Source organism: Methylomonas subterranea (assembly GCF_024505185.1).
In the GTDB taxonomy this organism is placed as follows: Bacteria; Pseudomonadota; Gammaproteobacteria; order Methylococcales; family Methylomonadaceae; genus Methylomonas; species Methylomonas subterranea.
On record NZ_JANIBJ010000063.1, the window covers coordinates 1 to 10,701 of the forward strand.

Here is a 10,701-nt window from a genome sequence, read left to right on the forward strand (position 1 = left end):
TTAGATAGTCAAGGCCGTAAGGCGGATTCGGAGCGGTAAGGCCGTAAGTCTTACGGTCTTACCCGTCAAATCAAATCTTCCTTGTTAACGCGATAAGGTGCGCAGCAGACTGCATAGGTTGTGCCGAGCTATGCGAGGCGCAACGGTCGCGACAGATGCGCCTCCTTACGTCGGCACATATATGGACTCCTCCCCAATTGCAAGTCAAGATTGCCAAAAATAATGATTCCAACAGAGATCGAGATTGCCGCCATATATTCGGTCTCTTGGTGAAGGTGCTTGATTGACCTTCGGACCCTGATAAATCTATCCGCGCGCTTTTTCCACTATCACCCTAACGGTTTCTAAGAACCTGTGTGCAGAACGGGATTTAAAAGCACCGGTCTGACCTGTTGAATGTCATCACTTTTGAGTTACTTGCCTCCGCAATCTGTTGAACTCGTTTATAGGGAGGTTTCGGGGTCAGGTCTTGCAATCAAGCAAATATGGCCTATCCTAACAGCCATGGCTAGACCACTCAGATTAGAATTAGCGGGCGGGTTATATCACGTGACGTCGCGGGGGAATGCGCGGAACGCGATATACCTTGATGATAAGGACCGATTAAATTGGCTCGAATTGTTCAGTGATGTTTGTGCCCGGTTTAATTGGGTTTGCCACGCCTATTGTTTGATGAGCAATCATTACCATGTAGTTGTCGAGACGGTAGAAGGCAGTTTATCCAAGGGTATGCGCCAGTTGAATGGCGTTTACACACAAACGTTCAACCGTCGGCATCAGCGCGTCGGCCATGTGTATCAAGGGCGCTATAAAGCTATCTTGGTTGAAAAAGACAGCTATTTGCTCGAGTTGTCCCGTTACGTGGTATTGAATCCGGTAAGAGCGCTGATGGTGAATGATGCGGCGGATTGGCCTTGGAGTAGTTATCGGGCGATGGTTGCTCAAGCTCCGCCGTTGGAATGCTTGCAAGTTGTTTGGTTATTGCGGCAGTTTAGTTCGAATAGAGCGCAAGCGATTGAACGCTATCGAGACTTTGTTCGGGCGGGCGTCGGATTGCCGCCTGTTTGGGAAGGGCTTAGACATCAGATTTTCCTGGGCGATAAGCCGTTCGTGGAAAAGCTGCAAAAGCAATTTAACGCCGAATCACAAGATCTGAAAGAAATCCCCAAAGTACAACGAAGACCATTGGGCAGGCCGCTAAGCGACTATGTTGCAACTATCCCCGATACCAAAGAGGGAATAAGAAAGGCTTATGAGACCGGCGATTATACGATGCAGCAAATTGCGAATGCCTTTGGCGTGCATTATTCGACAGTCAGTAGGGCGGTTAAAAAAATTGCAAGACCTGACCCCATTTTTGGGTAACGGGTCACCGCAAGCGCAAAACCGTGCGGAAAAAAACTCAAGGCAACGATGCCGGGGGCAACGCTTGGTTTACGCAGTAGTTTTTGCAGTAAGCGCACGAAAGCAGGTTCTCGAAAAATAAAACGTTAAGCGTATATCAAAATTACGGCGGCACATTTCGCGGCTGGATTCGATTGAGGCGGAGGGTTTTACCCGCCATAATTAAACTATGTTATTTAACTGATGTATTGCTGTGATATGCCGCGTTTTTTGTGGGTTATTGAAGGAGGGCGAGGGAGTAATTCAATGATTTCAATGCATTGGTTTTTGGCATCCATTCTGCTCTTAATTCTGAGTGTATAAAATTCGCCCCCGAGGTAAATAAATGGCCCAAGAATTAATGACTGCAAATTACGCGGCAACCGCTGAACAAATCAATACCGGCGCCTTGTTGTTGGGGGCGGGTTTGGCGTTGACCTCGATGATTTTGGTGCCGGCCTTGGCAATGCGCCTGGGTTTGAGCGCCAGTCTGACCGGGGCTTTGAGGATTGCCTTGATGAAGGCGTCCAATCGCGCGACCGCAGTCAAGCCGGTAGTGGTCGATCAGCAACGCTTGTTACGCTGATTATAGAATTCACCCTCGATAAAATGGCTCGTCTGTGTTGCCGCCAGCCGCTTTGTCGGCGTTCGAGGTTGTTTTGCCTGGATGGGACGCTATAATGATCTGCGTACTATCCGGGGTTTTCTGTTAAGTTTGGTCGATATCAACAATGAGTGATAAACAAAAGCAATGCGATCTTTGCGGACTGGATGTCGAAGTAGAAGGTTTTGAATTGAAAACCCAAGACGGCGACAAAGAATTTTGCTGCGAAGGATGCAAGGGTATTTATCAGATGTTGCATGAAGATCAAATCCTGTCCGAAGCCCCCGACATTACAAACAACCACTGAATCTAGCGCTAAAGGATATTTAAGCGATGGCACACAATCACGATTCCAAAAGTATGTCCATGGGCAAGCAGGTAATGGCGGGCACTTTGGCGACTGCAACAGTCAACACAGGGGGAAAACTTATGAGTAAAGCTGCCAAACACCCATTATTGGTTTTCGGTCTGGGTATGGTAGCCGGATTTTTTGTATATAAATACAGAAAAGACATTATCGCCAGCGCAAGCAAAACCATAGATGCGGGCAAGGATTTTGTTCTGCACCAAAAGGAAAATCTGGAAGACATCGTTGCCGAGGCAAAAGAGGATAAATAATCCGACGCCTGGGTAATGAACTAATCGAACCGGTTGAGACATAAACCGGCTGACGTTTAATTTGAAACGGGCGTACCTGCTTGCCGGGTTCGCCCGTTTTGTTTTTGCTTTCTGTTAAGTATGGCTATTCAAAAAGAATTTGTAGTGCGTTACCGGGGAGAAGGCCATGTCCGCTTTCAGATTCCGCCGCGCGCCGCGCGGGTGGAAGTCGCAAAGCTGCTCACCGATAAAATCTCCGCGATTGCCGGCGTGTCGTCGGTGGATCTGTTTCGCCGTTCCGGCAAATTATCGATCCGCTACGACGAGAATCTTTGCCGATTTATCGATCTGGCCCGCCAAATGGCCGCCGAGCTGACGGTATTGGAGCAGCAGGGCTGGTTTGCGCCCCAAGCTGTTGCCGAAGCCGCCAAAAAGTCCCGCTTCGGTCTGAAGCATAAGTTAAAAAACAGCCGGATCAACCGCTGGCTGGATGAAAAAATCGTCGCCGCCAAGGAAACCGCCCAGGCCGCCAAGGTGATTGGCAAATTGAGCAGTCAAGGCCCCAAGGCCTTGTTCAAGGATCCGGAAAAAGCCGTCATCGATTTTTTGAACGATATTCTGATTCTGTACTTGATTAAGGTGCATTGGACGCGCATCACCACTCAATGGTTGGTGAAGCCCTTGGTGCATCGTTACGAGTGGATGGCGACTTTTTATTTGTTCTTCCTGCTGGTTCGCTCGCGTAAACCCAAATAGCTTGCCGGGCCGGTTCGCCGCACGCGAATCGGCCCGCCCGTCACCGTTCAGAGGAAACCATGGATTCCGCTACGCCCGCCTTCAAAAACTTTCAACTTCGGCACCAACTGAAAAACCGTATCCGCATTCTGACCCCGGTATTGAAAAACGACCCGGAGCGCGGTTACATCTTTGAAATTCTGCTGAAGAAACGACCGGAAATCAGCGCCGTCAAATCGGTATTCGGTATCGGTTCGGTAACCATCGAGTTTGACGGCGACCGGTTGCCGAAAAAAAATCTGCTGATTTTGCTGGATGCAGTTCTGGGCAACATCGCTCAAAAAAAACCGAACCTGAAAAAGGACCGCAAAAAGCGTTTCGAGGGGCCGGTGCAGGACATCGATCTGGCCGTGGAGGGCATGAGTTGCGCGTCCTGCGCCTTGTTGATTGAAATGGTGTTGAACCGCGACGAGCGGGTTAAATCCGCCAGCGTCAATTTCGCCACTCAAACCGTCAGCGTGCAAGGTCAACTCAGTAAAAACGACGTGGTGGCGCAAATAGAAAAGCTGGGTTATAGCGCGCTGTTGGTGGACACCTTATCGCAAAGAAGGCAGCTCATCGAAAAGGAGCGGCAGCGGATTGACGCGGCCCGGCGTCGATTTGCTTGGGCAGGGCTTTTGACCGTACCCGTGGTCGGCGTGGCGATGGCAATGAAAACATCGCGCTGGATGCATTGGCTGCAGTTTTTGCTGACCACGCAAGTGGTATTCGGCACCGGCAGCCAGTTTTTCGTTAAGGCCTATCGCTTGGCCAGACAGCGGGCGGCCAATATGGATACCTTGATCGCGCTGGGGGTCGGCTCGGCATATGGCTACAGTGTGCCGGCGCTGTTTCGCCGGCGTGGGCATGTATATTTCGAAGCGGCGGCGGCAATCATTACCTTTGTTTTATTGGGCCGGTTTCTGGAAGAGCGCGCCAAGGGCAAGGCCGGCGAAGCCATCCGCCGCTTGGTGGATTTGCAACCGCATACCGCCACGTTGTTACGCGATGGCCGGGAAATCGTCCTGAATGTCGATGATGTGCAACTCGGCGATGTGATGTTGGTAAGGCCCGGCGAGCGGATTCCGACCGACGGTAAAGTGATTTTCGGTTTATCGACAGTGGACGAATCCATGGTGACCGGCGAAAGCATGCCGGTGGTCAAGGTCGTCGGCAATGCCGTGATAGGCGGTTGCGTCAACGGCAACGGCGTGTTGCATGTCGAAGTTTCCGCCGTGGGCATGGATACGGTGTTGGCCGGTATCGTGCACATGGTCGATCAGGCCCAGGCCGCCAAGCTGCCGATTCAAAAACAGGTGGACAAGATTTCGGCCGTGTTCGTGCCGTCGGTGATGGCGGTTTCCGCCGGAACGCTGGCGGGCTGGCTGTTGGTGGGGGCGCCGTTCTCTATCGCCTTCGGCAATGCGATTACCGTGCTGCTGATTGCCTGCCCCTGTGCGCTGGGGCTGGCCACTCCGGCCGCCATCATGGTCGGTACCGGTCAAGCCGCCAAAAAAGGCGTCTATATCCGTAATGGCGAAAGCCTGGAAGTGGCGAGCAAGCTCAGTGCCATCGTATTCGATAAAACCGGCACCATTACCGAAGGTAAGCCCAGGCTCAGCGAAATATTCAATCTGTCGACATTCGACGAGCTCAAGCTGATAACCCTGGCGGCCTCGGCGGAATTTGGCTCCGAGCATTTTCTGGGCAAGGCCATCGTCGGATTTGCCCGTGAAAAGTCCATTGACCTGTTGGAATGCAGTTATTTTTACAGCGAAACCGGGCGCGGGATTCGCGCCGAGGTGGATGCTTGCAAACTGCTGTTGGGCAACCGGCAGTGGTTGATTAGCCAGAAGATAGATATTTCCGGTCTGGATCAAGCCGCGGACAGGGTGGCCGCGCAGGGAAAAACGCCGGTTTTCATGGCGATTGACGAGCGGGCGGCGGCGATTTTCGCGATTTCCGACAATCCGCGCCCGGAAGCGGCGGCATCGATTGCCCGCTTGCATGAACTGGGCATCAAAACCCTGATGGTGACCGGCGATACCGAAAAAACCGCTTATTACATAGCCGACCGGGTAGGGATAGCCGATGTGGTTGCCAACGCCAAACCGGAAGAAAAATTGCAGATCATCCAGCAGTTGCAAACCGACGGCTTTCTGGTCGGCATGATAGGCGACGGCATCAACGATGCGCCGGCGCTGGCGGCCGCCAATGTGGGCTTTGCCATCGGCGGCGGCACCGATGTGGCCATGGAGTCGGCCGACTTGACGCTGGTGCGCGGCGATATTTCCAAGGTCACTGAAACCATAGAACTCAGCGCCTTCACGATCCGGGTCATCAAGCAAAACCTGTTTTGGGCCTTTGGATATAACACCATTGCGATTCCTGTAGCCGCCTTGGGAAAACTCAATCCGATGATTGCCTCGGCGGCCATGGCCCTGAGTTCGGTATCGGTCATCGTCAATTCATTAAGACTGAACAAATAAATGGAACACTCGATGGAAGGCATGGATCATTCCGCGCACCTTGCGGCCGTGCATGGCGATCACGCCATGCACGGCATGGCGGAGATTGCCGCCGCCAGCGGATTCGATTATTCGCTGGCGTTTGTAGCGGGTTTTTTGGGCAGCGGGCATTGCCTGGGCATGTGCGGCGCGTTGGTATCGGGTTATTTTATGAAGGCGGGCAAAAATAAAAGCTACCTGCCTTATTTTGCCTACCAGTTTTCCCGTATCAGTGTTTACACCGTGGTGGGTGTGCTGGCCGCCGCATTGGGCGTGGTACTGGTTTCCAGCGGGCTGTTCGGTAAATTGCAGAGCGTGCTGCAAATGCTGATAGGCAGCGTGGTGATATTTCTGGCCCTGGGGATTTTAGGCTGGATACCGTTTCAAGGTTCGGTGCGCCTGATCCCTCTGCAGGCCTTGCGTAAGGGTTTTGCCACCGCCAGCCGGAAAGGGCCGGTCCTGGGGGCCATGATAGCCGGACTTTTGAATGGGTTGATGCCATGCCCCTTGACATTCGCCATGGCGGTAAAAGCCACCAGCGCCACCAGTCTGGCGGAAGGAGGCGCCCTGATGCTGGCGTTCGGCGCCGGTACCTTGCCGATGATGCTGTTTATCAGCGTGGCCTTCGGCAAGATGAGCGCCAAGTTGCGCGGCCTGATGCTGAAGGCGGCGGCCCTGATCATGATTTTCATGGGCTTGAACACCATCCATAAAGGCCTGAGTTTTTATCTGGACGAAGATTTTCGGCACAGCACGTTTTTACTGATGATCAAAGCCAAACTGGATGCTTTTGACGTCTTTATCGGTGAAATCCTGGATTTCATCGCCGGCATGATCAACGTCATTCAGGCGATGTGATTGGATGGGGAATGAATTTAACCGACACAGGCTAATGGCGAAGATTCTGGTCGTCGGTTGCGGCGATATCGGCTACCGCGTGGCTCTGGCCTTGCACGAACTCGGTCATAGTGTGATCGGTGTCAAGCGGCGGACGTTGTCGATGCCGGCGCCATTTCCCGTCGTTGCCGCCGATATCTCCCGAGCCGGCAGTCTGCACTGCATACCGACCGATTTCGAACTGGTGCTGTTCATTGTTTCTCCCGGCAGCCGTCAAATCGACGCTTATCGGGCGTTGTACGAGTCCGGGCTGAGCCAGTTGTTGGCGCATTTGGCGGAGGCCAAGCCGAGATGGTTGATGGTGTCGTCCAGCAGCGTCTACGGCCAGAATCGCGGCGAATGGGTGGACGAGAACAGTCCGACCCGGCCGCTATCGCTCACCGCCCAATGCCTGGTGGCTGCCGAACAGCAATTGTGGTCCGCGGATGCCTCGCATTGCGTGGTGCGTTTTTCCGGTATTTACGGACCGGGCCGGAACTGGCTGTTGCGTCGGGCCGCGCAAGGCGAAGCCATTCAACGAAATCCGCCCGCCTACACAAACCGGATCCATAGCGACGACTGCGTCGGCGTGCTGTCGTTTCTGGTTGAAAAACTGTTGCAAGGCAAACAGTTACACGCCTGTTATCTGGCCAGCGACAACGAGCCGGCGCCGATTTGGGATGTGATGAACTGGATAGCCCGGCAATACGCCTTTCCCGTTCCTACCGCCTTGGATTTGGCCACCGAAGCCGAGCAAAACAAGCGTTGCGGCAACGCACGCTTGACTGCCTTGGGCTATGAATTCCGCTTCCCGAGCTATCGGGACGGCTATGTCCGCCCGCCTGTCGAAAATCTGTACAAACCAAGTTAAGTTATTGATACAAAGCGGTAAATAAGCCAAAAAATCAAGTTATCTACAAAGTTATGCACACAATATGTGGATAATTTTGATTTTATCGATATTTTGTATGGATAACTTAAAATGCCGGTGGCCGGCGCAAACGCATGTTACAAACTGGACAAATTTCGGTCAAACCAATACAAGTAATTGATATTAATAAATAAAATATATTAATCGGCAGCTTGTCTACAGTATTATCCACAGATTTTGTGGATAACGGTAGCCGCCGGACGCACTTGTTCAAGTTTGAGAGGACTGTGCAAGCGGAGCTTTTTTCGGTGTTATCGGGCGATGACTGAATGTGATTCATGTAACTAAATTATTGTCTTTAAATATAAAAAATGATATTTCCGCAAGTTGTCGACAAGGTTATGCACAGAAAATGTGGGTAACTTTTAAGAGATTGACAATTTTTGTTGAAAACTGTAGCGTCTTGCTCTGAAAGTGACGGTTATGAAGACACATTTCGCCCTCGCGCATGAAAACCCGACCATGACTTTCCGTAGGCTCAACTGCGTTTTTACTCTGAAAGTAAAAAATCGAGCGGGTACGGTTGCTTGTTGGACAGGCGTCGGCAGCAAGGATGCTGCCGTCGAGCCTACTTGGACGAATTTACGGCGTCCTGTCCGGCGAGGAACCGTGCCCAGCTGCACTACTTTCATTTGCCGGGGCGATCGCCCGGCCTTCATGAACGTTACTCTGAAAGTCGTGGTGGGAGCGACGCACAGCCGCGATTCGTAAGGTCATCATCACGACTGTGCGTCGCTCCTACGTGACTGTCTTTCAGTTGCCGGGCTGATACACCAGTTTCATGATCGTTAGGTTGAACGATTCTCGGACGTGCCTGTCATTTCGGCGGGGATTGCCGAAATCCGGGCTCCACTGATGGATCGAAACTTGCCTTCCATGGCACTGGATGCCCGCTCTTGTGCTCTTTGGGTATCCCGGCGGGCATGCCGGCGTTGCGTGACTCTAACAAAGTAGCATTACGCAAGGGGTTCATGAGTTTTTGGGAAACTTAAGGTCTTTGATATCTATGCATGCAAAAAACGCCGGCTTTCAGCGGGCCGCCGCCGCACCCGCGCTACCTCCGCATACCGTGGGTTTTATCCTCTATTGTTTACGGCAATTTCGCGGCATGATTTTATTGATGATGGTAATGGAAGCCGGACAGGCGGCCGGTGGAATTCTGGTGCCCTACGCCATCAAGGGCCTGATGGACTCCGTGGCGGCCCAGCCCGCCGGCGCTAACTTGTGGGACACTTTTGAGCAACCCTTGTTGTTGCTGGTCGGTTTGAATGTGGCGGAGATATTGTTCAGCCGCGCCAGCGGCGCCTTGCTGGTCATTACCGGTCCGCGCTTGCGGCAACGCAGCAGCCAATTGCTGTACGCCTATTTGCAGCAACATTCTCCGCGTTATTTTGCCGATCATTTTGCCGGCGGTCTGGCGCACCGGATCAGCGAAACCGCGATGAGCGTCAACCATACCACTTGGTCGGTGCTGTTCGACTTTTGGCCCATCACCATCACCTTTACGGTCTCTATCGCCTTGTTGTTTCAGGCGCATAGCGGTTTGGGCGGCTTCGTGGCCGTTTGGGTGCTTTTCTATGTGCTCAGTTCCTATTGGTTGGCGACCCGCTGCCAGCCATACGCGCAGAACTACGCGGCGGTTCGCAGTCAGGTGAACGGCAAGATCGTCGATACCGTGACCAATATGTTGAATGTCAAGTTGTTCGCCCGCCTGGCTTACGAGCGCGAATATCTGGAAGGCGTGCTGGAAGAGGAGTTGCGCGAGGGTCGCCGTACCTTTTGGTATATGGAACGGGTGCGCTGGTTTCAGTTTATCGCCGCCGCAACGCTGAAAATAGGCACCATAGTTTATGCTTTGCGGCTCTGGAATGACGGCGAAATCGGTGTCGGCGATTTTGCCATGAGCACCGGTCTGGCATTGTTGATCATAGGCGATGCCCGCAACCTGACCCGGCGGTTTCTGGAGTTTTTCGAATACGTCGGCAACGTGGCGAACGGCGTGGAGATCATCGTCAAACCGCATGAAATTATCGACAGGCCGGACGCGCAACCTTTACAGGTCTCGGCCGGGCGGATCGAGTTTCGCAAGGTTTGCTTCGGCTACCGGGCGGACAGGCCGGTGTTCGAAAACCTCAGTGTCACGATAGAGCCCGGACAGCGGGTAGGGCTGGTGGGATTTTCCGGTTCCGGTAAGTCGACCTTTGTCAGCCTGATTTTGCGCAATTACGAGCCGCTTTCCGGACAGATTTTGATCGACGGCCAGGACATACTGCAAACCACCCAGGACTCCCTGCATCGGCAGGTCAGTTTGATCCCACAGGAGCCCAGCCTGTTTCACCGCAGCTTACGGGAGAATATTGCCTACGGCCGCTTGCGGGCCAGCGATGAGGACATACTGGAAGCCACCCGTCTGGCGCATGCCGATGCCTTCATCGCCGATATGCCGGATGGCTATGACGCCATGGTCGGCGAGCGCGGCGTCAAATTGTCCGGCGGCCAGCGCCAGCGCATCGCCATTGCCCGGGTGTTGTTAAAAGATGCGCCGATTTTGATCCTGGACGAAGCGACCTCCAGCCTGGACTCGCTGACGGAAAAAACCATACAGGAAAATCTGGACCGGGTGATGGGTGTGAAAACCGTGATTGCCGTCGCCCATCGGCTATCGACCATCGCCCACTTGGATAGGATTTTGGTGTTCGACAAAGGCCGAATAGTCGAGGACGGTAATCACGACGCATTGCTGGCCCAAAAAGGCTTTTATTTCCGCTTATGGAGCATGCAGGCGGGTGGATTTTTACCGGACCGGCAGATTTAGGCTGACGAGTAAGTCGAGTACTAATTGGACAAGGCCTGGACTTCTACCGCCACAAGCCCGGCAGTGGCGCCGAGGGCGAGCGTATCCGTGTGGTCTGTATTTGTGGATAGATCAACCTAACGCTCATGAAACAGCTGCACCGCCCCGGCAAATGAAAGGCAGTCTCGTGGGAGCGACGCACAGTCGCGATGATGGCCTTGCGGATCGCGACTGT

9 protein-coding genes are annotated in these 10,701 nt (G+C 53.2%); all 9 read left to right on the plus strand.

The features are described 5' to 3' along the window. The first annotated feature begins 504 nt into the window (after nt 1-504). On the plus strand, nt 505-1,365 hold the full coding sequence (locus tag NP590_RS19790) for a transposase (RefSeq protein ID WP_256604464.1): 861 nt from the start codon (nt 505-507) through the stop codon (nt 1,363-1,365). A 364-nt stretch (nt 1,366-1,729) separates the two neighbouring features. Then, nucleotides 1,730-1,969 (plus strand): hypothetical protein, encoded by a 240-nt coding sequence (locus tag NP590_RS19795; protein ID WP_256604465.1) that lies wholly within the window; start codon nt 1,730-1,732, stop codon nt 1,967-1,969. Nucleotides 1,970-2,114: 145 nt separating this feature from the next. Continuing rightward, nucleotides 2,115-2,294 (plus strand): heavy metal translocating P-type ATPase metal-binding domain-containing protein, encoded by a 180-nt coding sequence (locus NP590_RS19800; RefSeq protein WP_256604466.1) that lies wholly within the window; start codon nt 2,115-2,117, stop codon nt 2,292-2,294. A 26-nt stretch (nt 2,295-2,320) separates the two neighbouring features. Further along, a complete protein-coding gene (locus tag NP590_RS19805; RefSeq protein WP_256604467.1) occupies nt 2,321-2,605 on the plus strand; it encodes a hypothetical protein in 285 nt (94 codons plus the stop codon). Nucleotides 2,606-2,725: 120 nt separating this feature from the next. Then, entirely contained in the window at nt 2,726-3,340 is a 615-nt protein-coding gene (locus NP590_RS19810) for a hypothetical protein (protein ID WP_256604468.1), read from the plus strand. Between the two features lie 59 nt (nt 3,341-3,399). Next, complete coding sequence (locus tag NP590_RS19815) at nt 3,400-5,847, plus strand: heavy metal translocating P-type ATPase (RefSeq protein ID WP_256604469.1); 2,448 nt, start codon at nt 3,400-3,402, stop codon at nt 5,845-5,847. Next, nucleotides 5,848-6,723, plus strand: a complete 876-nt coding sequence (locus NP590_RS19820; RefSeq protein WP_256604470.1) for a sulfite exporter TauE/SafE family protein — start codon at nt 5,848-5,850, stop codon at nt 6,721-6,723. Nucleotides 6,724-6,757: 34 nt separating this feature from the next. Then, nucleotides 6,758-7,612: an SDR family oxidoreductase gene (locus NP590_RS19825; RefSeq protein WP_256604471.1), complete on the plus strand. Its 855-nt coding sequence runs from the start codon at nt 6,758-6,760 to the stop codon at nt 7,610-7,612. Between the two features lie 1,066 nt (nt 7,613-8,678). Next, nucleotides 8,679-10,487: an ABC transporter ATP-binding protein gene (locus tag NP590_RS19830; RefSeq protein ID WP_256604472.1), complete on the plus strand. Its 1,809-nt coding sequence runs from the start codon at nt 8,679-8,681 to the stop codon at nt 10,485-10,487. The last annotated feature ends 214 nt before the right edge of the window (nt 10,488-10,701 follow it).